21 protein-coding genes and 2 pseudogenes are annotated in these 23,418 nt (G+C 33.9%); 16 read left to right on the top strand and 7 right to left on the bottom strand.

Going from position 1 to position 23,418, the window contains the following annotated elements:
- Positions 1-81 precede the first annotated feature (81 nt).
- The 6 genes and pseudogenes from BP17_RS09920 (at position 82) to BP17_RS09900 (ending at position 5,026) form a co-directional block, all read left to right on the top strand.
- Positions 82-243: a UV damage endonuclease UvsE gene (locus BP17_RS09920; RefSeq protein WP_035053998.1), complete on the top strand. Its 162-nt coding sequence runs from the start codon at positions 82-84 to the stop codon at positions 241-243.
- A gap of 305 nt (positions 244-548) precedes the next feature.
- Positions 549-1,340, top strand: a complete 792-nt coding sequence (gene heR / locus BP17_RS09915; RefSeq protein WP_035053996.1) for a heliorhodopsin HeR — start codon at positions 549-551, stop codon at positions 1,338-1,340.
- Between the two features lie 801 nt (positions 1,341-2,141).
- A complete protein-coding gene (locus tag BP17_RS13140) occupies positions 2,142-2,714 on the top strand; it encodes a general stress protein (RefSeq protein WP_051910518.1) in 573 nt (190 codons plus the stop codon).
- A gap of 160 nt (positions 2,715-2,874) precedes the next feature.
- A pseudogene (locus BP17_RS09905) lies at positions 2,875-3,565 on the top strand (ABC transporter ATP-binding protein); the annotation flags it as partial.
- Positions 3,565-3,774, top strand: a pseudogene (locus BP17_RS13845) (DUF4162 domain-containing protein); the annotation flags it as partial. The pseudogenes BP17_RS09905 and BP17_RS13845, both read left to right, overlap by 1 nt.
- Complete coding sequence (locus BP17_RS09900) at positions 3,767-5,026, top strand: ABC transporter permease (RefSeq protein WP_035053991.1); 1,260 nt, start codon at positions 3,767-3,769, stop codon at positions 5,024-5,026. The pseudogene BP17_RS13845 and the gene BP17_RS09900, both read left to right, overlap by 8 nt.
- A gap of 49 nt (positions 5,027-5,075) precedes the next feature.
- On the opposite strand, the gene BP17_RS09895 is transcribed toward BP17_RS09900, so the two are convergent.
- A complete protein-coding gene (locus BP17_RS09895) occupies positions 5,076-5,639 on the bottom strand; it encodes a YslB family protein (RefSeq protein ID WP_232219615.1) in 564 nt (187 codons plus the stop codon).
- Between the two features lie 220 nt (positions 5,640-5,859).
- Between BP17_RS09895 and racE the strand changes: the two genes are divergently transcribed.
- The 6 genes from racE (at position 5,860) to BP17_RS09865 (ending at position 11,222) form a co-directional block, all read left to right on the top strand.
- Positions 5,860-6,678 (top strand): glutamate racemase, encoded by an 819-nt coding sequence (racE, locus tag BP17_RS09890; protein WP_035053988.1) that lies wholly within the window; start codon positions 5,860-5,862, stop codon positions 6,676-6,678.
- Between the two features lie 41 nt (positions 6,679-6,719).
- Complete coding sequence (gene rph / locus BP17_RS09885) at positions 6,720-8,084, top strand: ribonuclease PH (protein WP_035053986.1); 1,365 nt, start codon at positions 6,720-6,722, stop codon at positions 8,082-8,084.
- A gap of 53 nt (positions 8,085-8,137) precedes the next feature.
- Positions 8,138-8,656, top strand: a complete 519-nt coding sequence (locus tag BP17_RS09880; protein WP_035053984.1) for a metallophosphoesterase — start codon at positions 8,138-8,140, stop codon at positions 8,654-8,656.
- Between the two features lie 126 nt (positions 8,657-8,782).
- Positions 8,783-9,262: a cyclic-di-AMP-binding protein CbpB gene (gene cbpB / locus BP17_RS09875; protein WP_035053981.1), complete on the top strand. Its 480-nt coding sequence runs from the start codon at positions 8,783-8,785 to the stop codon at positions 9,260-9,262.
- 29 nt (positions 9,263-9,291) lie between these two features.
- Entirely contained in the window at positions 9,292-9,993 is a 702-nt protein-coding gene (dapD, locus tag BP17_RS09870) for a 2,3,4,5-tetrahydropyridine-2,6-dicarboxylate N-acetyltransferase (RefSeq protein WP_035053977.1), read from the top strand.
- Positions 9,994-10,082: 89 nt separating this feature from the next.
- The gene (locus tag BP17_RS09865; protein WP_035053974.1) at positions 10,083-11,222 is read left to right on the top strand and encodes an N-acetyldiaminopimelate deacetylase; all 1,140 of its coding nucleotides are present in this window, start codon (positions 10,083-10,085) and stop codon (positions 11,220-11,222) included.
- Positions 11,223-11,392: 170 nt separating this feature from the next.
- Here BP17_RS09865 and srtB read toward each other — a convergent pair whose 3' ends face one another.
- Positions 11,393-12,142, bottom strand: a complete 750-nt coding sequence (srtB, locus tag BP17_RS13135; RefSeq protein WP_051910517.1) for a class B sortase — start codon at positions 12,140-12,142, stop codon at positions 11,393-11,395.
- Between the two features lie 124 nt (positions 12,143-12,266).
- Between srtB and BP17_RS09855 the strand changes: the two genes are divergently transcribed.
- A complete protein-coding gene (locus tag BP17_RS09855; protein WP_084676345.1) occupies positions 12,267-12,905 on the top strand; it encodes a fasciclin domain-containing protein in 639 nt (212 codons plus the stop codon).
- Positions 12,906-13,182: 277 nt separating this feature from the next.
- Here the strand turns inward: BP17_RS09855 and BP17_RS09850 are convergent, their stop codons facing one another.
- Genes BP17_RS09850 through BP17_RS09840 form a run of 3 tightly spaced genes read right to left on the bottom strand, consistent with a single transcriptional unit; the run spans position 13,183 to position 16,410 of the window.
- Positions 13,183-14,331 carry an MFS transporter gene (locus BP17_RS09850; protein WP_035053971.1) on the bottom strand — a complete coding sequence of 383 codons (1,149 nt, stop codon included), beginning with the start codon at positions 14,329-14,331 and terminating at the stop codon, positions 13,183-13,185.
- Positions 14,306-15,472, bottom strand: a complete 1,167-nt coding sequence (locus BP17_RS09845) for an MGDG synthase family glycosyltransferase (RefSeq protein WP_035053969.1) — start codon at positions 15,470-15,472, stop codon at positions 14,306-14,308. The genes BP17_RS09850 and BP17_RS09845 overlap by 26 nt, the downstream gene beginning before the upstream one ends.
- Before the next feature lie 38 nt (positions 15,473-15,510).
- Complete coding sequence (locus BP17_RS09840) at positions 15,511-16,410, bottom strand: mechanosensitive ion channel family protein (protein ID WP_035053966.1); 900 nt, start codon at positions 16,408-16,410, stop codon at positions 15,511-15,513.
- 303 nt (positions 16,411-16,713) lie between these two features.
- On the opposite strand from BP17_RS09840, the gene BP17_RS09835 reads away from it, so the two are divergent.
- Together BP17_RS09835 and BP17_RS09830 are read left to right on the top strand one after the other, a co-directional pair.
- Positions 16,714-17,160, top strand: coding sequence for a DUF948 domain-containing protein (locus BP17_RS09835; protein ID WP_035053964.1), 447 nt, complete (start codon positions 16,714-16,716; stop codon positions 17,158-17,160).
- Positions 17,161-17,206: 46 nt separating this feature from the next.
- Positions 17,207-17,845, top strand: a complete 639-nt coding sequence (locus BP17_RS09830) for a YtxH domain-containing protein (RefSeq protein WP_035053962.1) — start codon at positions 17,207-17,209, stop codon at positions 17,843-17,845.
- 92 nt (positions 17,846-17,937) lie between these two features.
- Here BP17_RS09830 and BP17_RS09825 read toward each other — a convergent pair whose 3' ends face one another.
- Positions 17,938-19,032 (bottom strand): M24 family metallopeptidase, encoded by a 1,095-nt coding sequence (locus tag BP17_RS09825; protein ID WP_035053959.1) that lies wholly within the window; start codon positions 19,030-19,032, stop codon positions 17,938-17,940.
- 228 nt (positions 19,033-19,260) lie between these two features.
- Here BP17_RS09825 and ccpA point away from each other — a divergent pair, with 228 nt between their 5' ends.
- Positions 19,261-20,271, top strand: coding sequence for a catabolite control protein A (gene ccpA / locus BP17_RS09820; RefSeq protein WP_035053956.1), 1,011 nt, complete (start codon positions 19,261-19,263; stop codon positions 20,269-20,271).
- Between the two features lie 86 nt (positions 20,272-20,357).
- Here the strand turns inward: ccpA and BP17_RS09815 are convergent, their stop codons facing one another.
- A complete protein-coding gene (locus BP17_RS09815) occupies positions 20,358-23,165 on the bottom strand; it encodes a transglycosylase domain-containing protein (RefSeq protein WP_084676343.1) in 2,808 nt (935 codons plus the stop codon).
- Positions 23,166-23,418 lie beyond the last annotated feature (253 nt).

Raw genomic sequence — 23,418 nt, 5'->3', positions numbered from 1 at the left:
TGATGGTGAATAAGAATTGCGGTATACTGTTTTATTGTAATAGGAAAAAATTATTAATTCACATATGAAAGAGGATAAAATATGAATATACAAAAAATTATTGCGTTAGCTATTTTGATTTCAGGAATTATTTTACTCGTTTATGGATTTATAGAAAGCAATCAAATTTCATTAATTACAGGAATTATCCTAATTGTGATTACGATTCTAGATTATATGAAATTAAAAAATAAGGAAAAATGACTGTAATAAATCAATAACTATTAATTAATTGCAAAAAAAGCCGATAAATGCTAATAAGACAGCTTTTATCGGCTTTTTTTAAGATTAACTTTTTTCAACAGTAGTATGTGTACCGCGATTTATTTTTTGTGGGGCATTATAGCAAAATAATGAAATAGTGGGGTGAAGTGCACTTAGTGAGAAAGTCATTTCGGTAGAAATAACCATCCGGATAGAATACAATAGAGTTAATAAATAGATAGCGAGCGAGCGGTCCACATTTGCTGGAGTAGCTTTTATTTTAAAAGAGAAAGGGGTTTTAACTGATGAGAGAGATTACACATGCTAAATTAAGAAAATTCAACATGATCATGGGAGGCCTTCATTTGCTTCAAGGGATTGCGATGCTTTTTTTGGCGACGAGCGTGATCCAACAAATTGGAGAATTTGCGCCAGAAATCACACAAAATTATTTGGCATTCAATCAAGAGACAAGTTCACTTGAACTGGAGTCGAAAGTATTATTTGACTTGCCATTCGGTATTTTAGTGGCTTCGTTTTTAATCATCTCCGCTGGCGCACATGCACTTATTTCGATACCTAAAAAGCTAAACGATATTTACAATTCAGATTTGGAAAAAGGGATCAATAAATTCCGCTGGTTTGAGTACGCAATTAGTTCTTCGATTATGATTGTTTTGATTTCTACTTTGTTCGGTATCTACGATATTGCATCGCTTGTATTGATATTCGTAGTCAATGCGACGATGAACTTATTCGGTTTGGTCATGGAACAATTGAATACTGGGAAATCAAAAGAAAATATCATTTGGGGTCCATTTATTTGGGGTTCCATTGCCGGAATCGCACCTTGGATAGCCATTCTGCTGTATATGTTCGGCAACGGTAATTTTGATCAGGTCCCTTGGTTCGTTTGGGCCATTGTTGGAACGTATTTTGTGGCATTCAACACATTCCCTGTCAATATGATTTTACAGTACAAGAAAATTGGGAAATGGAAAGATTATGTTTATGGTGAAAGAATCTACATCGTCTTAAGCCTTGTTGCTAAATCTATCTTGGCTTGGTTAGTCCTTTTCGGAGCGATGCAACCCTAACTTATAAAGATTGAAAATCGTTCTTTTTGGCATCTGATATGATTTTCAAAGACTGCTGTGATGAATTTAAAGGCGCAATATTTGAAGTCCTTTCAACAAAAATTTGAAAAATAGTGAAAGAAAATAGAAATAAAGACCCGTCATTTGATAGGTCTTTATTCCTATTTTTAAGTTCTAAGTTATTTTTCAGATAGATTAATGCTGAAAGTTCAAGTTCTATCTATCAATTAGCGCACATAAAATAAAGTAATTAGTGCTTTTAAGTACTAAGTGTGGTATGATATTGGATGTAGATGTACGTGGTGTTTCACTTTTTAGAGGTCAAACGATTGTTTTTTCTTGTGTTTAAATAAGGTATAGGTTCGAATCCTATCTTCTACATTCTTGATTACCTTGATTAAAGGTAGTCTTTTTTATTTGTCAGGAATTATCGACTCTAAGTCAAATAGTGTGGATAATTCAATATGAAAAATCTTCTGGAATGTAAGGGTCTGTTAAGGAGCCAAGGGAACGTCTGAAACCTAAAAAGAATTCTTACAGACTTTCAATTTTCAAACAAACCGTAATTGCGCTAAAGCGCCAACGTTTTGTCATTCTCACTGAATCCAATGCACAGCTACAAGCAACCCTATTCTTCCAGAATTTTTGGATGAGTCATTTAACTTATTTATTCACATCAAAAATTAGACAGCCGAAATATTATGTCAGTGTGCAAAATTTATAAACTTATTATTTGGGAACGCCTTCTTTATTTGGTACTATTATATTGTAAAATTAAATATGATAGGAGGACAAATAAGTATGGTGAAAAAATTCAAAGGTGCTTATCAATCGGTTGAGGAGGCTACAGCTCAAGTTGAACATTTGATTACAGAAGGTTATCAACCTGAGGATGTAACTGTTGTTACTCATAAAGAAAACAAAGGTACGATTGAAAGTTTGACTATTGCAGAAGTGGACCCTGTTCTTAACAAACAGAATAAAGCAATATGGGATCGCGTCAGAGACACATTTAGTGAATCAGAAGTTGAGAATCCTCTTAAAAAATATAAATTAGATATCGGGATTACTGAACGATACAATAAAACTATCAAACATGGTGGTTATGTCATCATCACTGAAGAGACAGAGGCAAACCAAACTAGTTACAATTCAAATAATAAACCGATAAAAAATAAGAACAACCCTATTTTATCGACTATTGGTGAGGTATCAGAATCCGTTAAAGGAAAAATTCCAACTAAAAGTAGCGAAGCACCTTCAATAGAAGGTATTCCTTTAAAAGAATCGGATGGAACATTCGGTGGGAATCATCCAATCGATAACCCAAGTATGCCTAGAGCACCCGGAACAGATTTACAACGGGATATTTGAGTAGATAGGAGCAATATGCGAAAAGCGAATTGAGGCAACTGTCTTAATTCGTTTTTAGCTCTAATTAGGTAAAACAAAGTTTACTTAGTTATTGATAGTTTATTAGTGGAAGGTCTGTTAGACTTAATGTCTAAATACATAGATACAAGGAGGAAAAGATATGCTAGAAGTTAAGAATTTGAAAAAAACTTTTGGAGCACTTACGGCTGTTGACGATATCAGTTTTACGATTCCGGATGGTCAAATTCTAGGTATGATCGGTCAGAATGGAGCAGGTAAAACAACAACTTTTCGACTGATATTAAATTTTTTAACAGCTGATTCTGGGGAAGTTTTATGGAATGGACAGCCTATAAAAAAAACGGATTATGATATTATCGGCTATTTACCAGAGGAACGTGGGTTATACCCTAAGGTTTCAATAGAAGATCAAATAATTTATTTTGCACAATTGCGAGGAAAATCTAAAAAAGAAATCAAGCCTCAAATAGATAAATGGATGGAAAAATTTCAAGTTAAAGGAAAGAAAACAGATAAAATAAAGTCGTTATCTAAAGGTAATCAACAAAAAGTTCAATTGATTGCTACACTGATCCATCAACCTAAACTTGTCATCTTGGATGAACCGTTTAGCGGATTAGATCCTGTTAATGCTAGCTTATTAGAAGCAGGTATCAAAGAATTGAAAAAACAAGGAGCTTCTATTATCTTTTCTAGTCACAATATGAATAATGTTGAAGAAATCTGTGATCATTTAGTTATGTTACGCGATGGTGAAATGGTATTAGATGGAACAGTTCGTGAGATCAGAGAGCAATTTGGTCGAAAAAAATTATTTTTAGAAACATCATTTTCTATTGATGAATTAAAAATGATGCCTGGAGTGATAAAAGCTGAAACTACAAAAGACGGTTTAAAAGTTCTTGATTTAGCAGATCCAGAAGATGGAAAAGCCATTTTTAAAAAGGTTACACAAGATGGGTATATTACTACCTTCAGCCAACAGCCACCAACGATAGAAGAGATCTTTAAAATGAAAGCAGGTGAACTGCATGACTAAATTTTGGGTGATCGTGACTGATGTCTATAAAAAAAATGTTAAGTCTTTTGGTTTTTTAACAATGGTGTTATCGCCTATCGTGATGCTCTTGATAATCGGTGGTATTGTCTACTTTATTAGCCAATCTGAAAATGATACGCCTGAGATTGCTATTTTAACTGCTGACCAAGAGGTACAGACACTATTAGCGACAGAAGATGATCAATTCACCATTAATTCAGAAATTACGACTAAGGAAGCTGCAGAGGAAGCTATGGAGCAAGAAGAATTAGATGGTTATCTGGAAGTTAACTCTGAAAATCAGCTTGTTACCGCTAAATATGTGGATACATCATCTAGCGATAATTTGGATTTAACTATTTTAAGGAGCCTCTTGACCGCTATCCAATTAAACAGAAAAGCTACGGAATATGGATTAACACAACAAGAAGCAACGGAATTAATCTCTCCAGCTAATGTATCAACTGAAACCATTAATTTTGAAAATGGTGCAGCAACTAGCCAAGATAGCACAGCTGAGACTATTAAAATGTGGAGTTCTTATATTGTTGGAATAGCTATTTTTATTTTTATTATTAATTACGCAAGCATTATTGGGACAGAAATTGCGTCTGAAAAAGGTACCCGAATCATGGAAATAATTTTATCAAGTGTTTCTTCAACGGTTCACTTTTTCGGAAAATTATCAGGTATTTTATTAGTTTGTCTGACACAAATTATTATCTATGTCGTATTGGTTTTAATTGCTTATCCTTTTGTCAAAAATATGAATTTTATCCAAGAACTTTTGCAAGGTATCGATCTTGGAACATTGTTAAGTAGTTTTATTGGTGCAACACTTATTTACTTTGTATTAGGGATCATTTTATATGCTGGTTTAGCAGCTTTCTTTGGTTCATTAGTAACCAAAATTGAAGATGTCAATAAAGCTGTCACACCGCTGATTTTCTTGGCAATGATTGGATTCTATGGTGGATTGTTTGCTTTTGCTAGTCCAAATCAGCTTATTGTTAAGATTGGTTCCCATATCCCTTTCTTCACGCCTTTCATTATGCCATTTAGGGTAGCGAGTGAAACAGTCTCCACTGCTGGGATAGTGATTTCGATTATTGTGATGATTGTCTTCACCATCCTTTGTACCTTGTTATCATTAGTGATGTATCGTTCAAATGTACTAGTTTACTCAGATGCCGGGATGATAAAAACGATGAAAACATCTTTAAGTATTTTAAAAAATGAACAAAGAAAATAGTATTAAAAGAGGACTTGGATATTAATATCCAAGTCCTCTTTTAATTTAGTTATCGTTCATATTTTGAAGATCTTGAAGGTAAAATCGATTCACCTTGTTCAAAAAATTTGTTTTTTTTATCTTTAGTATCATTCAGAATAAAATGAGTTAAGGGTTCTTCAATCGATAATCGGTCTTGGGTGTCCGATTTTACAATAAAGGTAATGATTTTTGTTTTTATGTTTACTTCAGTTAACGCTTCAGTATACAAATTGTCTTGCATTTGAATTTGTTCAGCTAAAAATCCAGCTTCTAAATTAAAACTAGGTTGTACATGTTCTAAACGAGCTTGCACAATTTCACCAGACAAAGTATAAACTTGTTTAGTGCGTTGATCTTTACTCAATTCTATTGAACCAAAACCTGCCTTATCAAAAAAAAGAATAATATCTTGCCTGTTTTGAAGTGGGTACTGTCTAGCTAATTCTTTGCCAGCCCAATATAAAATTTCATGCATATCTGTTCCTAATAAATTTGGAATCAATATATCTCTAATCAATTCGTATCCAAATAAGGAAGGTGCATCATTAAATTTTTCTAGGTCTACCTGTTGTTCATTCTTATTTCTACTCACTTGCTCATTCACCTCTTCTGTCATTCACAATTTATTATAACGTGATTTGAAACAGAAACCTATCTTTTTAAAATAAATTACTGTTTAGTCATTTTAAACGAATAAAAATGAGTTATTCAAAAAATTATTAAAGTTAATTTCCTTAATCCCTTGAAATTAAGTGTGAAAAAAGGGAAAATAAGAAGAGTATACAAATGAAACTAAATTGAGGTTGTTAAAAATGAAAAAACAAGCGATAGGTTTTATAGATTCAGGAGTCGGCGGATTAACTGTAGTAAGAGAGGCTATGCGACAACTCCCAAATGAATCCATTTATTATGTAGGAGATACTGCCCGCTGCCCCTATGGCCCAAGACCTGAAGAGCAAGTCAAACAGTTTACTTGGGAAATGACGCACTTTTTATTGAATAAGGATATTAAACTGCTTGTAATTGCTTGCAATACAGCTACTGCAGTGGCTTTAGAAGATTTAAAAAAGAAATTAGCTATACCAATCATCGGTGTTATCTTACCTGGAAGCCGGGCTGCGATCAAGGCAACAAAAAATAATCGGATCGGAATCATTGGAACGGAAGGTACGGTAAATAGCGATAAATATAAAAAAATGATTCAATCAAAGGATTTTCTGGCATCTGTGAACAGCTTGGCCTGTCCAAAATTTGTCCCTTTGGTCGAAAGTAATGAGTACAAAAGTGCAATTGCAAAAAAAATTGTCGCAGAAACGTTAAAACCAATCAAAAATAAAAAAATCGATACATTAATTTTAGGCTGTACTCATTACCCTTTATTGAGACCTATTATCCAAAATGTGATGGGAGATTCAGTGACACTAATTGATTCAGGTGCAGAAACAATTAGTGAAGTGAGTACTATTCTAGATTATTTTAATCTTGCAGAATTAAGTAATAACAAAGAAGTTTCTGAACGAAAATTTTTCACCACAGGATCTACTCAGATGTTTAATGATATAGCTTCTCAATGGTTAGGCGACGAGGCATTAGACATTGAACATATTAAATTAGGAACAGAAAAATTTTAAACTAGAGTTGAAAGCTCGACAAAAAAAAGTGAGGTTCAAGTATGCGCACAGATGGTAGAAGAAATGATGAAAATCGATTAGTGACAATAGAAACCAATTATTTGAAACATCCTGAGGGATCAGTACTGGTTTCTTTTGGAGATACGAAAGTAATTTGTAGTGCATCAATCGAAACAAACGTCCCACGCTTTTTAAAAGGAAAGGGAAGTGGCTGGGTCCATGCAGAATACAGTATGTTGCCTAGAGCTACTAATACGCGAAATATTCGCGAAGCGGCCAAAGGAAAATTAAGCGGACGTACAATGGAAATTCAACGATTGATTGCCCGATCACTACGCTCAAGCATCGATTTAGAAGCATTAGGGGAACGTTCTATTACTGTAGACTGTGATGTGATCCAAGCGGACGGTGGAACGCGTACTGCTAGTGTTACAGGCGCATTTGTAGCTTTGAAATTGGCTATCCAAACATTATTAGATAGCGGTGAATTGACTTTTAGTCCGATAAAAGAAAATGTAGCGGCTATAAGTGTAGGGATTTTAGCGGATGGACAAGCAGTATTAGATTTGAATTATTTAGAAGATAGTGCAGCAGATGTGGATATGAATTTAGTTATGACTTCTGGTGGACAATTTGTTGAAATTCAAGGTACAGGTGAAGAAGCTACCTTTTCTGCTGACCAACTTTCGGTGTTATTAGAATTTGGAGGAAAAGGAATCAGGGAGTTGATTCAAGTGCAAAATGATGCCTTTGATCAAGCTATCGCTTTAAAAAATGAAGAAGAGATTGTTTATCCGGTAATTGCAAAAGATGAAATTTTAATTGCGACAAGTAATGTTGGAAAAGCAAAAGAATTCGAAGCTTTGTTTGCTAAAAAAGGATTTAAAGTAAAAACGTTGCGTGATTTCCCAGAGATTCCTGAAGTTGAGGAAACGGGAATGACATTTGCGGAAAATGCGTTATTAAAAGCAGAAACGATTGCACGTGCACTTAATATGGTAGTTTTAGCCGATGACTCAGGTTTGAAAGTTGATACATTAGATGGTGCACCGGGAGTATTTTCTGCTCGCTATGCAGGAGAATTTAAAAGTGATGCTGCGAACAATGCGAAATTATTGCATGAATTAACAGGCGTACCAAAAGAAGAGCGGACAGCTCAATTTCATTGTACGCTTGCACTTGCGGTACCGGGAAAAGACAGCCTAGTCGTTGAAGGCGAAGTTGAAGGATCTATCTTGACTATTCCTAAAGGCGATAATGGTTTTGGCTACGATCCGTTATTTTTTGTTGAAAGTAAAGGTAAAACAATGGCCGAATTGTCTCAAGAAGATAAAAATATTTTTAGCCATCGTGCAGTAGCAGTAGAAAAATTAGATGAAGTATGGGATGAATGGATAAATAGATAAATAGATAAATAGATAAATAGTTAGAGTAAGTCGTCATCACTGGGGGAAAAAGTGTGAAAGTATTAGTTGTAAGTGATAGTCATGAGGATCGAGAAATTTTAGTTGAACTAATTGAACGTTACAAGGATAAAGTGGATCAAATCTTTCATTGCGGCGATTCTGAATTGGAAGCAACAGATTCAGTTTGGGATTCAATGATGACCGTTAAAGGAAACATGGATTTTACTGATGAGTATAAGTTGACTCAAGTTGTTGATGTGAAAAATGAACGCATATTTATGGCTCATGGGCATCTCTTTGATGTTAATTATAGTATGCAAGAGTTAGTTTATGCAGCTAAAGAAGAAAATGCAGATTATGCATTTTTTGGCCACACTCATCAAGCTAAATCTGAAAAAATAGATAGTATCGTAGTATTAAATCCTGGGAGTATTTCAGAGCCTAGAGGTCACTATTTAGTTCCAACTTATGCTATAGTAGAAAGTGATGAGTTTCAAATAATAGTCACTTATTACAATCGAGCACATAATGTCATTAAGAATCTAAGCTGTCAGTTTTCCAAAAATAGTTAAAAGTGTAAACCTGTATGCTAGTTTATAATTTTTTGTTTATTTCCATTGTGTTGCTAATCTTTAACAGCTTTTTTTAACGTAGAATAGTACTTGGATATAGTAATCAAAGGAAAGGAAATGAAACGAATGATAGGAAAAGAAATTGGTGAGATGCTACTGGAAAATAAAGAACATCTTTTGATTCCAGCAGACAGAGTTGCCCATGTTCAAATGAAGAATCGATTGGATCATGCATTATTAGTTCTTACCAAAATAGGGTATTCAGTTATTCCAGTTTTAGATAATGATTATAAAATTAGAGGACTTATTTCTATGCCTATGATCATTGAAGCTATTACTGGGTTGGAAGATATCAATTTTGATAAATTAGGCGATATATTAGTTTCAGATGTTATGACCACTGATTTTGCTTTGGTAGCCGATCCTTATGACTTGGAAGAAGTTCTTCATTTATTAGTGAATAACGCCTTTATATGTGTAGCAAGTGAAGATGGAAGTTTTATTGGGATCATCACGAGAAGTGAAATTTTAAAAGGGACAAATCGGATTGCCCACGAATTTGAAAATAAATATGATGTGATTCGGAAAGCAGAACGTTTACATTAAAAAAATACTAATGAGTAAGGAATGATAAAATGAATGCAAATGAAATTATTGAATTTATATCAAAAAGTGAAAAAAAAACACCGGTAAAAGTTTATTTAAAAGGTCAATTAGATCAATTGAATTTTCCTGCAACAATTAAAAATTTTACAACTAATGAAGTAGGGACTATTTTTGGTGAATGGAACGTCATTGAACCCTTTTTAGAAGAAAATAAAAAGTGGATCGAAGATAAAGTGATTGAGAATGATCGCCGTAATTCTGCTATCCCATTAGTAGATATGAAGAAGTTTAAAGCTCGAATTGAGCCAGGTGCTTTTATACGAGACCAAGTCGAAATTGGGGATTCAGCCGTTATTATGATGGGCGCTGTTATTAATATTGGAGCAATCATTGGTGAGGGAACTATGATTGATATGGGTGCTATATTAGGCGGACGGGCAACAGTTGGTAAAAATTGCCATATTGGTGCAGGTACTGTTTTAGCAGGGGTCATTGAACCGGCTAGTGCTCAACCCGTTGTTGTGGAAGATAATGTTTTAATTGGAGCTAATGCTGTTGTATTAGAGGGTGTTCGAATTGGAAAAGGCGCTGTTGTTGCAGCAGGAGCTATTGTTATTCAAGATGTTGAACCTTATACTGTTGTAGCGGGAACACCGGCTAAAAAAATTAAAGATATCGATGAAAAAACAAAAAGTAAAACAGGTATAATTGATGCTTTACGCGAACTATAAAAAATAAAAGAAGACAAAATCAAAGGAGCGTGAACAGAAAGAGAAAAAACTTTCTGATTCATCTCCTTTTTTAGAAGAGAGTGAAGAAAATGATACAAGAGAATCCTTTCATTCAGATGAGAAGAGAATTACATTTGATTCCTGAAATTGGTTTAGAAGAGTACAAGACGCATAGTTATTTGATGACTAAAATCAATGAGTTGCCACAAGATAATTTAGAAATAAAAACATGGGAAACGGCTATTGTTGTTCGAGTAAAGGGGAGCATTGGTGAAAAAACGATTGGTTGGAGAACGGATATAGATGGTCTGCCTGTGGTAGAAGAAACTGAATTGCCTTTTCAATCCACTCACGAGGGAAGAATGCATGCGTGTGGTCATGATATGCACATGTCGATTGCATTAGGGTTATTAACCTATTTTAGTTCTCATCAAACAGTAGATGATTTAGTGTTTATTTTTCAACCAGCTGAAGAGAATGTGAGTGGAGCAAAAATCATTTATGATAGTGGTTTTTTAAATGGTTATATGCCAGACGAAATTTATGCACTGCATGTCAAACCAGATTTGCCTGTGGGAACTTTAGGAACAAAGGTTGGAACATTATTTGCTGGAACCTGCGCTATCAATGTAGAATTTCGCGGTAAAGGTGGGCACGCTGCATATCCACATGAATCGAATGATATGATAGTAGCTGCGAGTCAATTTATCAGCCAAATCCAAACAATCATTAGTCGAAGCGTTAATCCAATGGAAGGCGCAGTGATTACGTTAGGGACAATGCATGCTGGGACAGCTGGAAATATTATCAGCGGATATGCTAGCCTTACGGGTACCATTCGCACATTAACTTCTGAGATGAGTAAATTAACTCAGCAAAGAGTAAAGGATATTGTTAAAGGAATTGAGTTATCTTATAATTGCAAAATTTATCTGGATTTAGACCAAGCTGGGTATTATCCTGTAGTCAACAGCGAGATGGAAACATTATCTTTTATTGATTATATGACTAAAAAACAAGGGGTCGAATATAGAGAAATGAAAACAGAAATGACAGGTGAAGATTTTGGTTATTATTTAGACAAAATTCCTGGCACAATGTTTTGGTTAGGTGTCGACAGCCCTTATGGCTTGCATCACCCACAAATGACGCCAAAAGAAGAGGCTATTCCATTTGCTATTGAACATGTCGGTGACTTCTTAGAAAAGAAAGCTAATAGGCAATTGTAAAGAAACTAAAAAGATTTCAGTTCAAACCAATCGCTGTACAAATACACCCCGGAAGTTAGAGGAAAAGCTAACTTTAGAGGCGTATTTGTGTAGTTAAATAAAGCAAATAATTTAACTTAACGAGCAATGAAAAATAGCAAAGTATATCCTTTAAACAATAAAATTTTGAATTATTCTGTTATTTCAACGGCATGAATGAATAGTCGGCCATTATTAACACTATAATTACAAGTAACAAGAGTTAAGATATTATCTTCTGGAGAAACGGGAGTATCCAATTCAAAAATAGATTCTTTTTTTAAGGTGTCAACAAAATCAGTAAATTCATTTTCTTTAAAGGATACATCGAGAAATTTAGGATCAGCATCAGAAGGATGTACGGAAAATATTTTGTACGTTCGTTTGGTAAAAGCATCGGTAAAAATAAATTCAGAATGACTAGTTAAAAAATCTTCTGATAAATACTGCTCTAAATCCCTGAACATTTGCCCGTATTTAGTATAATGCCCATAAATAATGGTGTGTTTATCCATGCCCATACCCACGTTACGATGATCCATAAAGATTGCACCTAGAGCATCTTCCTCTTTATAAAAATTATGACTTAAATAAAATTCATTATTTGTTCCACGTACAACGGGATAATCAATAACGGTATCAGCTATATTTAACCAACCAACATAATCAGAATTAAGTAAGTAGTAATCTGTCGCTGTATTTTTGACAAACACTTTTTCGGTATCTATTTTTGTAGTAGGAATAGAGTCTTTTATAGGCTCTTTACCTTCATCTGTTGTTTGAACCAAAGCGCTTTCTGGAACTTTAACATCTTTGCGTTGAGCGGATACAATATTATAATAATAAACAATTTGTACTAACAATAGACTGGATAAAATCGCTAACCAATATTTTTTTTTCATAGTTATTCCTCCATTTTCTTTTCCTTGGAGTTAATTTTTGACATCGGTTACAGTATGATGATAGTATAACTTATGTAGACAAAGATAACAAAATATAACTTTGTCACAAAGGAGATGGATAGAAATGAAAAAGTTTTCGAAGATTGCATTTTCCCTTGTCACTATACTGCTACTATCGCCATTTTTCGCCGCAACTGTCAATGCTGCACCTACAGATGATGTAGTAGGTATCGCTTTAGGTAACCCTGATTTCAGTATCCTCGTAGCTGCTCTTCAAAAAGCTGAACTAGTTGAGACACTTCAAGGAGAAGGCCCATACACTGTATTTGCGCCAACTAATGCCGCATTTGAAAAACTATTAACGGAATTAGATATTACCGCAGACGAATTGTTAGCACAACCCGACTTGGCAAAGGTTCTTACGTATCATGTCGTTCCAGGAAGTGTGTTGGCTGCTGATTTAACAGACGGGATGGAAGCAACAACAGTAAATGGTCAAGAATTGATGTTTGATCTTTCAGGAGATCCAATGGTCAATCAATCTATGATTACTCAAACAGATATTGAAGCAACAAACGGTGTTGTCCATGTTATTGACACAGTCTTGGTTCCTTCAAACTTCACCCTTCAAGAAGTTGATATGGAAGAAACAGAGGTTGCACAAACAGGATTTGAAAGTAGCACACCGCTTCTTGTAGCTATGCTTGCTACGGCTAGCGTAATTATTTTTATGGTTATCAAAAACAAAAAGAAAGAAACTTAAACAAAAAATAAGATAATTTATGTAGTTAATCAAACCTTTGAGTAATAAAGATTTAACTACGTTAAATAGCGCTAGTGAGTAAAAAAACTCACTAGCGCTATTTTTTTTATTTTCTAATTTGTCAAATAAAGTTATATTTTATATCGCTTATTTAAAAGATCATAATTTTTTGTATTGAATAAACAAAGACTGTATAATTTTTGGTGTGGATAAACAAATTAATTAAGCTTCACAAGCAAATACGACTATTGCAGAAAAAAATTTTGAAGCAGCTACACTATTTGACAAATAAATAAAGTAAGCCCATTAGAAGGAAAAGCGAAGCGCTAACAATAATCGTTATACTTGCGCTATATGAAGCAAGTACCCCACCTATTATGGGACCAAGCATAGTTCCCACACCTTGAAAAGAGGAAATGATTCCCCAACTGACATTTTGGTCTTCTTTAGTAATTTTTGTAGCTACAAAAGTATTCCAAGCCGGTAAAAAAAGCGTATAAGCAATCGCCATGGATATAACTAGAATATAAATAGTCAGAATAGAGGTATCAAGTGTAGTAGAAATCATCGTAAGGCCAAAAAGTATAAATCCTCCAATAAATAGTAAGCGTGGTTTGAAGTAATCACTTAACCGGCCAATTGGCAGCATAAGGATACCAGCTGTTAAACCAGCAATAACCAATAAAAAGGTATATTGATTATAGGAGAAACCAAGATATTGCAAGACAAATGTTGGCAAAATAGGAATTAACATTCCAATAGAAATGCTTTGCATTAAAGTCCCCGGTAAGATTACGCGGCTTTGTTTTAAAATAGAGAATGTTTTTTTGAATATGTCCGTTATATTTTGTCTAGCTGTGTGGGGTGTATGATGGTTCCCTGATAAACGGAAACTGATGTAAGCACCTACTATAAAGAGTGGTAGAAGCCAATAAGAAACGGTTAGATTAATATTCATTAAGTAATTCATTACTATGACACCACTAGCCATACCTGATAGCCAACAAAAATAAACTAAACTCATATTTTTTCCTCTTGATCCTGAACTAGCCTTAGATAGAAGTACAATCCAAATGGGACAAGCCCCAAAACCTAATAGGATCGCGGCTAAAATAATAACGATACTATTAAATTGAAATAAAGGAACAATAATCAAAGAAGTAAAAATCAATAGAAAAGAAAATGAGATGACTTTTTTAATACCAAAACGATTCATGAAAAAACCGGCTTGAAAATTTGAAAAAGCGTCGCTAATGTAATGTAAACTAATGGCTAAGCCAACTAAAGTTAGATTAAACTGAGTTCCCACTGCAGCCTGAACCGGTAAATAGCTAATGATAAAAGCAGCACGAACGTATTCAACGAGCATTAATGAGATAAGTAAAAATAAAAATTTTTTATCAATTTTTAATCTCTTTTGAGTCATGACTAGGCTCCTTATGGACACGAGGATTTTCAATCAGCGCAAGGACTCTATCTACTATAAGCCCAGATGCATGTGGATAAAAATGGTTTTCCATTTGTTTCGTTAAGCTTCTTGCCAAAAGAGGTTGTTTCAATAAAATTAAAATAGCCGGTACAATTTCTTCTTCTGATTTTGTAAGAATGGCCATTCCCTCTTTTTCAAAAAATCTTGCATTATCTTTTTCTTGTCCAGGAACAGCAGGTGCCAAAACTAAAGGAATTCGAATTGCTAGAGCTTCTGAAAGAGAGATTCCTCCAGCTTTTGTAACCATGATGTCGGATTGATTCATTAAATTAGCCATATTTGAAACATACCCAAGAATACTTATGGTGACATCGTTTTGATAGGCTTTCATAAGTTCGTTAAAAAGTAATTGATTAGAACCGCAAACAACCGTTATATGCAAATCTTCCTTTACTTTTAACTTTTCAATAATTTGAGCTAAATCCTTTAATACTCCATGAGCACCAGCAGAAATCAGCAATCTTTTTGTTTGATTAGAAGTAATGTCTTCGCTCATAGAAAACTTATCATAGGAATAAAATTCTTCTTTTATAGGAATACCTGATACGGTAATTTTATTTTCATTTATTCCAGTATCAATCAATTCTTCCTTTAAACTATTACAGGCTACAAAAAAATAATCAATACTATCTGAGATCCAGCGAGTATGCAGACAAAAATCGGTTAGTACATTAATAAACGGGATAACAGGTTTTGTACTCTTGGTATGTTGCTTGTAGATAGGCAAAGCTTGCATTGGAAAAGTATTGATCACAAGATCGAAATCATTTTCTTTCATCAATTGACTGATGCGCATATAACCATATCGATCAATCATTCGATCAATTCTAAAATCGGTTAATCTAAAATCAGATTTATAATAAAGAAAACCATAGATGTTTTGGCCTTTAGTAAAACTTTTAATGTACAATTTCCTAGTAACGTTAGTCAAAATAGGGTGTGCTTCGTAAAATAAATCTGATGTAACAATATTAGAGATGCCACGCTTATTTAGCTCTGTTATTAGTGAACGAGTCACTTCAAGATGACCATTTCCATAACTTCCAGTTAGAATTAATATTTTAGGTGGTACTGACATTAACATTTGCCTCCTTTAGTTCGGATAAGAAATTGTTACTATTTAAGATTAAGAGGATTGACAGGAATCTCAATGCCCTCTTTTGTTAAGGCAGTAACGTACGCTTGAGAAAAAACATTTTTTATTTCGAACTCATGGCCATGTAAGACGAATATCACGATCCGTACACCATAGTGACCATTCTCAAGAGGAATCAAGCCTAAACTAGTAGGAGGTTCGGTAATATCTGGATACTGAGGAACAAGTTTATCATTTACCGTTGTGATGATCCTATCTACTTTTTCAATATCAGTATTTGGCGAAAGTCGGATATCAACTTGAGCACGCATATCTTCACGTGATTTATTGCTTACGATAGTAATATAGCGATTAGGTACAAAGTTAAGTGTCCCATCAAAACTTTTTACTTTAGTTGTTTTTAAATTTACATCAACAACGGTACCTGAAACAGTATCTAGATCCACAATATCGCCAACATCAATCTGCTTTTCAAGTAACAGGAAAAAACCATTTACTATGTCGCTGACAAATCCTTGAGCACCAAGAGATAAAGCTAGACCAATGACTCCGGCTCCAGCAAGTAGCGTACCAACAGGAATGCCAATAGCCGAAAGAATCGCATAAAATAAGAAAAAGCCTACAAAAGATTGAAATAAATTTTTGGTCAAATTATAAAGTGTATTTAAACGATTTGTAGAAATATCTTTTTTCTTTCGATAATTTTCAAATGTCCGCTCAATAAAAAAGGTTCCAATTAATTTTACAGCAAAAAAGAAAATTATGAAAAATAAAATTTGAATAATACTAGCAGTTACCGTTGAAATGAGACTGGGCCAATCGATTGATTTCCAAAATTCCGAAAAAATATTGGTTTGTTCTGTCAAAGTATCAACGACATCTACTGCAATTGAACTATCTAATTGATTACTGCTGTCCATAAACTAAATACCCCTTTAAATAAATATATTTCTATTTGAATGTTCTTTATCATAGTAACAAATTTTCAGACAAAATTATAGTGACAGGACCATTAAGAAAAGCCTAAATTTTAAATAAAAGTGTAAGAATAAGAATAAAATAGTTGTTTTGAGAATAACGACTATAATATAAAGTGATGAGTAAAAGAAGAATTCGGTTTCATATTATTTGATGAAAAAAATAAATAATGGTATTCTATACGTGTAGAAGATTTTTTATTTCTAGATAAAAAATTAGAAAATAGAAGGAAGTGAGGAATTTATATGACAGGTGGAGAAATTGCAGCTTTGATAGCTGCTGTAGCTTTTGCGGCATTAGTTGTGTTCATAATTATTGTATTGTTAAAAGTTTCTAAGGTAGTTGGAGAAGTCCAAAAAACAGTGAATGAAGCTAATAAAAGCATTAGTATATTAACAAAAGATGCGGATAGTCTTTTGATTGAGGTGGAAGGATTATTAAATAAATCCAATACTACATTAGATGATGTTAACGGAAAATTGGGTAAAACTGATCCAGTGTTTAAAGCCATTGGTGATTTAGGAGAAACTGTTTCAAGTTTAAATGATTCTACTCGTAACTTAACTACACATGTTACTGGAGCAACTAAAAAAGCAGGTCAAACAGGTATGGTAACCAAGGTTGGTAAAACAGCAGTGAATCTGAATAAGAAACGCAAAAGTAAAAAAGAGAACGACTCAAGTACTAATTAAAAAATCAAACTATTCATATTGAATTGAGAAAAGGGGAGAAATATAGATGACTAAAAAAAGTGGATTTCTTTTAGGAGCAATTATAGGAGCTACAGCAGCAGGAATTACAGCTCTATTGTATGCACCAAAATCAGGTAAAGAATTACGTGAAGATTTAAATCAGCAAACAATTAATGCTAAAAGCTCGGCAAAAGGATATGCAGATATTGCTAAAGAAAAAGGAAAAGAAATGAAAACTGTTGCTAAAGATGCATCAGAAGACATTAAAATAAGCTTGAAAGAATCGGCTTCTCAAATAAGAGAACAGTTGAATCATGCTTCAAAAGATGTAGGAGAAGGATTGAATGATCTTAAAAAATCTGCAACAGATATAGCTAAAGAAGTTAAAACAACAGCTACTGAAACAGTAGGAGATGTGAAATCAGCTGCAAAAGATACATCAGAAGAAGTTAAATCAAGTTTAAAAGAAGGTAAAGAAGAAGCAAATTTTAGTTCATTCAATGTAAAACATGAAGATCATTCTTTTAAAGAAGAAGCTGAAAGAAAAACAATGGATTTTGATTATGATCAAAAAAAAGCTGCAGAAAAGCCTGATTATTCATCAGCAAATGTTAGTACAGAACAAACTGCAGATAGTGGAAATAAAGACAAACCTAAAACAACCAATACAAATGTAGGAATTTAATTTTAAAAGTAAAAAGCAGTGGACCTCAAAAGATCCGCTGCTTTTTTGCTGTAAATGAATAAATAAATAGTTAATTTTTTAAAACAGCAAATTTAGATAGAGGTATACTCATTTGGTGTATGAGTAAAAACTTCACAACCGTCCTTTGTGACGACTATGCAGTCTTCTATACGAACTCCAGCAACACCTGGTAAATAAATACCAGGTTCTATTGAGAAGCACATACCTTCTTGAATAATAAAAGTACTATCTTGCATAATAGATGGGAATTCATGGACTGAACTTCCTAAGCCATGACCTAAACGATGAGTGAAGTATTGCCCATAACCTGCGTCAGTGATGATATCGCGAGCAATTTTATCTAACTCACCAGCCGTTATGCCAGGTTTAACGGCGATCAAAGCAGCATTGTAAGCTTTTAATACAGTAGCATAAATTTCTTTTGCTTGTTTTGAAGGTTCTCCAAAAGCGATAGTACGAGTAGCGTCACTAGTGTATCCATTGTAAACGACGCCTAAATCAAATAAAACAAACTCATTCAATTTTACTGGCCTTTTTCCAGGTGTACCATGCGGGCTAGCTGCATTAACTCCAGTCAAAACCATTGTTTCGAAACTCATTTCTTTTATACCTTCTTTTTTTAAACGGTATTCAATTTCTGCTACTATCTCTTCTTCAGATACGCCTTCTTTTATTGCGTTAAAGCCAATTTCAAAAGCTTTATCAGCCCATTTACCAGCCTCCATCATTTTGTTGATTTCATCAGAAGTCTTAATTAGCTTCATGGCTTGTATTTTAGGAGTAATATCTGGAAAAGAAACAGCCGGGAAAAAAAATTGAAGTTTTTCAAATCGGCCAACCGTTAAAAAGTTTTTTTCAATTGCTATATTACTAAAATTATTTCTATGAGCTGCCAAGTGAATTGCAATCAGAGACCATGGATCTTCATTATCTAAATAGCCATATACAGCATATGGCCATTCACTTTTTAGGGCATCTTCTTTTTCAAGTTCAGGTGTAAAGAGAAAAGGTTCTCCGACTGCAAAAATTGCCAAAGCTAAAATACGCTCATGTGGATCACTTTCATAACCGCTAAAATAAGCAATAGTATTGGGTTCATTGATAAAAGCAACATCTATTTTTTGTTCGGTTAACCATTTTTTTAATACTTTTAGTTGTTTGTTCATAATAATGATCCTCACCTTCGACTGACTGTATTAAATCAATTGTATCACTATTAATGATGGTTTTCTTTAAGAAAACTAAAAGATAGAAATAAAATCGAATCTAATAATGAAAGAAATTATGAAATTTTCATGAAAACGAAAATGAAACGCTTGCATTGCAGTCGTAATTTTGCTAAATTAGAACTATACAAAAAGTAAACGAATTTAATTATTTGAAGGAGATTGATTATGGAAAAACAAACTATTACTATTTATGATGTTGCAAGAGAAGCAAATGTTTCTATGGCAACTGTCTCACGTGTCGTAAACGGTAACCCAAATGTAAAACCAACTACTCGAAAAAAAGTGTTGGAAGTTATTGATCGTCTGGATTATCGTCCAAATGCAGTTGCTCGTGGATTAGCTAGTAAAAAATCAACAACTGTAGGGGTTATTATTCCTGATGTAACAAACTTGTATTTCTCATCTTTGGCTAGAGGAATCGATGATATTGCTACAATGTACAAATATAATATTATTCTAGCTAACTCTGATCAAAATGATATAAAAGAAGTCCAAGTATTGAATACACTATTAGCTAAACAAGTAGATGGAATTATTTACATGGGCCATAAAATTTCAGACGAATTAAGAGCAGAGTTTTCTCGCTCGAAAACTCCTGTTGTTTTGGCAGGAACAGTTGATCCTGATGAACAAATGGGTAGCGTAAATATTGATTACGAAGCAGCGACAGAACAAACGGTTGCTCAATTGATAGCTAGTGGACATGAACGTATTGCTTTTGTTTCTGGATCAATCACTCAAGAACCTATAAATGGTATCTATCGATTGAAAGGGTATAAAACTGCTTTAGAAAATGCTGGTCTTGCTTATGATGAAAGTTTGATTTTTGAAACAGCTTACACATTTATAGCTGGAGAAGAAGTCTACACTAAGTTAGCTGAAGCAGGAGCAACGGCAGTCTTTGCCGGGGATGATGAAATTGCTGTAGGAATCATGAACGGAGCATTAGATCACTTCGTTAAAATACCTGAAGAATTCGAAGTGGTTACTGCAAATAACTCTAAATTATCTGAAATGGTAAGACCAAAATTGAGTACCATTACTCAACCATTATATGATATTGGTGCTGTATCTATGCGTTTATTAACTAAGTTGATGAACAAAGAAGATGTGGATGAAAAAACAATTATCTTGCCTCACCATATTGCAAATAGAGGGACAACTAAAGAAGTTTAAAAAAATAAGACATTGAAATGTAATGTACCACCAAAAGTCGATTTCTCTAACTTTTGGAAGGCATTACAAAATCGATGTCTTATTTTTTATTCATTCTGTTTTTTTTCTTCAGCTTTTTTCTTAGCTTCTTCTTGTGCTTCTTTTTCTTTTTTTGCCTTTTCTTCTTCAGCTTTTTTCTTAGCTGTCTCAGTTTTTGCTTTCTGCGCTTCTTGAGAGCTTGCTGTTTTAGAAGAACTACTCCAGTAGTCTGTTAATTCTTTTTCAGAAGCTTCAATTGCAAAGTTGTAGGTAGTTGTTTTTGGAGCAAATTTCTTATTAAAAATTTCTGTATGAGTATCGCCGGTTGCTGTAACTTCTTTTCCGTTAGGCAATTTCACTTTCCCTGGAAGCATACCAGTTGCATTAAGAACTTTTGCCTCAACAATACCCTCTGGCTTTTGAAATGTTTGGTCAGTACCTAAAACGGTTGGGTTTGCACTGTAGATAGCATTCATTAAGCGAGCCCAATGTCTTCGATTTCTCAAACTTGGGCTTTCAGAACCTGAGTTAGTTAAGTCATTAACAGAGGTGTCAACAGCATTATCATATCCAATCCAAGAACTTAAGGTAACTTGAGGCGTATAACCGATAAACCAAATATCTTTTTGGCCATCTGACGTTCCTGTTTTACCGGCAATATCAGCTTTAAAGTTTAATTGTCCTTCTATATCTTTAGCAGTACCAGATTCTAATACATCGCGTAAAATATCAGTCGTCAGATAAGCTGTTTCTGCTGAAAATACGTTAACAGGTTCTACTTCGTATTGAAAAATAATATTTCCAGCAGCATCTTCAATCTTATCGATAACATGTCCTTCTGTGTAATTCCCAGCACTTGCTAAAGTAGAGAAGCCATCTGTTTGATCTGATACAGTTGTTCCTTTGGTGATTCCACCGATAGGAAGAGTATAGTAGGTCCCTTGGTATTCTTCTGTCGTGATGACGTTAGTTCCAAATCCCATCTTATGCATATATGATTCAAGTTTCTCTTCCATGTTATAGGTATCTTTCATTTGTTGATAAATTTTTGTTGTAACGATATTACTTGATTGCGCTAACCCATTCCGAACATTGGTCCATTTATTAGGAGTTACGTTACCAAAGTTGGTTATTTCATGAACACCCAAAGAACCATTTTCCCAGCTTGGCACTTTAGCGGAACTTTCAAAAAGCATTGTAGCTGGTGTAATGAAGCCTTCTTCTAGTGCTGGAGCAAAAGCTAGTAAAGGTTTCATCGTTGAACCAGGTGAGCGTGGAGATTGATACGCATGATTAACTTGAGTAATTTCATAGTCTACTCCTCCGATAAAGGAGATGATTCTGCCAGTAGTGTTGTCTCTTAAAATTGCACCATTTTGAACCGGTTCAACAAGTGTTTTTGTTTCCTTTGTTTCCTCATCAACATAGTCAACAACTTTTACGGTACCTAAATCACTTGTATTGCTTATGATTGGATTGTTATTTTCATCATAAGAAATTTCTGGTGAGGCATACTCTTCAACTACAGCATTCATAGCTTCGTAAACACCTTTATCAATAGTTGAGGAGACTGTATAACCTTTTGAGCGTAAATCCTCGTCTGCTTGAGTATAATAAGAATCACTCAATTCTTGATCATTAGATAGATCTTCAGCAGAATAACCGTCAGCTATATATAATTGTTCCATCAGAATTTGTCTAGCTTGTTGTTCCACAAAGTTATATACATAGTCAGTACTGTCTTTAACATCGGATTCTTGAGGTGAAAAATCTTGCGCTAAGTCATAAGTTAAAGCAGCATCGTATTCTTCTTTAGTGATATAGTTTTCACGATACATTCTGAACAATACTTCATTTTTACGAGTCATACCAGCAGACAAGTCTTCTTTAAGCGCACCTGTTTGAGTATATGGACTATAAACAATCGGATTTTGAGGTAGCCCAGCTAAAAATGCAGCTTGTGGCAAAGTCAATTCATTGGCTTTTAAACCAAATATACCCGTTGAAGCTTCATTTAATCCTGCAATATTTTGACCTTTATTATTTCTTCCAAATGGTGAAACATTTAAATAACTTTCTAAAATCTCATCTTTTGTAAAATAGTTTTCAATGCGGAAAGCCAATAAAATTTCATTTGCTTTTCGTTTAAAAGAAACTTCATTCGTTAAAATTTGTTGTTTTACTAGCTGTTGAGTAAGAGTGGATCCGCCAGATGTCGTACCTGAACCAGCAACTTCTTGAAATAATGCTCGTACTACGGCTTTTGGAACTACTCCAGAATGTTTATAAAAATATTCATCTTCGGTAGCAATAATTGCATTTTGAACCAAAGGAGACATTTCACTCAATGGGATTTCAGATCGTTTTAAATCAGTTTTTAAATCACTGATTTTTTCTCCTGTTGCGTAATACATCGAAGAAGTTGCTGAAACATTCCCAATGTCTGTTTTCATTTCGTCATAAGTTGGAATTTCCTCACCAGAAACAAGATAGGCAAAAAATCCTGCTCCAACTCCCCCTGCAAGTGCTCCTCCGATTAGTCCAATAATCACTATCGTAATAATTAAATTTTTGATTACACTGTAACCAACATTGAAGCCAAATAAAAATTTACCAAATGTTAAACCTTGATTTTCTTTATTTTGTTCTCTTTTCTGAGAACTGGCTGGTTTAGCTTTAGTAGTAGCTGTTAGAGGTCCTGATTCGTCTTGTGATAGTTCCTTATGCGAATTTGTTCCTTTTAAATAGATAGATTGATAAAAATTTGTTCTTTTGAAAGAGCTCCATTGCCTCCTCATGAACCGTGTTATTCTTTGAAATAAAACTTTTATTTTCTCTAAGAATGTTGATTCATTAGTATTTTGTGGACTACTCAAATTTAGGTCACCTCATAAAATTATATTTGATTTCTCTAATTGCTTGACCTATTATAACAAAAAGAGGGTAGAAAGAGCAATTTTTGAAGAAATATTGCAGAAACTTAATGTTTTATAAAAAATCAATGCATAGGCGCGTAGAATCTATAGTTGAAAGACAAGATAAAAAGTAAATGAATATAAGATGAGTGAATTTTAATTTAATAGTTGACTTTCCTCATTTGTTTTTTTATAATTGTAAAAACAACTACAA

Origin of the sequence: Carnobacterium pleistocenium FTR1, assembly GCF_000744285.1 — a bacterium.
GTDB lineage: Bacteria > Bacillota > Bacilli > Lactobacillales > Carnobacteriaceae > Carnobacterium_B > Carnobacterium_B pleistocenium.
This window is presented reverse-complemented; position numbering and strand designations above follow the sequence as displayed.

What these genes read in the sequence shown, in the direction of transcription:
- ccpA (WP_035053956.1), top strand. Translation starts at nt 19,261, where the DNA reads ATGGAAAAACAAACTATTACTATTTATGATGTTGCAAGAGAAGCAAAT.
- cbpB (WP_035053981.1), top strand. Translation starts at nt 8,783, where the DNA reads ATGATAGGAAAAGAAATTGGTGAGATGCTACTGGAAAATAAAGAACAT.
- rph (WP_035053986.1), top strand. Translation starts at nt 6,720, where the DNA reads ATGCGCACAGATGGTAGAAGAAATGATGAAAATCGATTAGTGACAATA.
- BP17_RS09865 (WP_035053974.1), top strand. Translation starts at nt 10,083, where the DNA reads ATGATACAAGAGAATCCTTTCATTCAGATGAGAAGAGAATTACATTTG.
- BP17_RS09835 (WP_035053964.1), top strand. Translation starts at nt 16,714, where the DNA reads ATGACAGGTGGAGAAATTGCAGCTTTGATAGCTGCTGTAGCTTTTGCG.
- BP17_RS09855 (WP_084676345.1), top strand. Translation starts at nt 12,267, where the DNA reads ATGAAAAAGTTTTCGAAGATTGCATTTTCCCTTGTCACTATACTGCTA.
- dapD (WP_035053977.1), top strand. Translation starts at nt 9,292, where the DNA reads ATGAATGCAAATGAAATTATTGAATTTATATCAAAAAGTGAAAAAAAA.
- BP17_RS09850 (WP_035053971.1), bottom strand. Translation starts at nt 14,331, where the DNA reads ATGACTCAAAAGAGATTAAAAATTGATAAAAAATTTTTATTTTTACTT.
- BP17_RS09920 (WP_035053998.1), top strand. Translation starts at nt 82, where the DNA reads ATGAATATACAAAAAATTATTGCGTTAGCTATTTTGATTTCAGGAATT.
- BP17_RS09825 (WP_035053959.1), bottom strand. Translation starts at nt 19,032, where the DNA reads ATGAACAAACAACTAAAAGTATTAAAAAAATGGTTAACCGAACAAAAA.
- BP17_RS09900 (WP_035053991.1), top strand. Translation starts at nt 3,767, where the DNA reads ATGACTAAATTTTGGGTGATCGTGACTGATGTCTATAAAAAAAATGTT.
- racE (WP_035053988.1), top strand. Translation starts at nt 5,860, where the DNA reads ATGAAAAAACAAGCGATAGGTTTTATAGATTCAGGAGTCGGCGGATTA.
- BP17_RS09830 (WP_035053962.1), top strand. Translation starts at nt 17,207, where the DNA reads ATGACTAAAAAAAGTGGATTTCTTTTAGGAGCAATTATAGGAGCTACA.
- BP17_RS09845 (WP_035053969.1), bottom strand. Translation starts at nt 15,472, where the DNA reads ATGTCAGTACCACCTAAAATATTAATTCTAACTGGAAGTTATGGAAAT.
- BP17_RS09840 (WP_035053966.1), bottom strand. Translation starts at nt 16,410, where the DNA reads ATGGACAGCAGTAATCAATTAGATAGTTCAATTGCAGTAGATGTCGTT.
- BP17_RS13140 (WP_051910518.1), top strand. Translation starts at nt 2,142, where the DNA reads ATGGTGAAAAAATTCAAAGGTGCTTATCAATCGGTTGAGGAGGCTACA.
- srtB (WP_051910517.1), bottom strand. Translation starts at nt 12,142, where the DNA reads ATGAAAAAAAAATATTGGTTAGCGATTTTATCCAGTCTATTGTTAGTA.
- heR (WP_035053996.1), top strand. Translation starts at nt 549, where the DNA reads ATGAGAGAGATTACACATGCTAAATTAAGAAAATTCAACATGATCATG.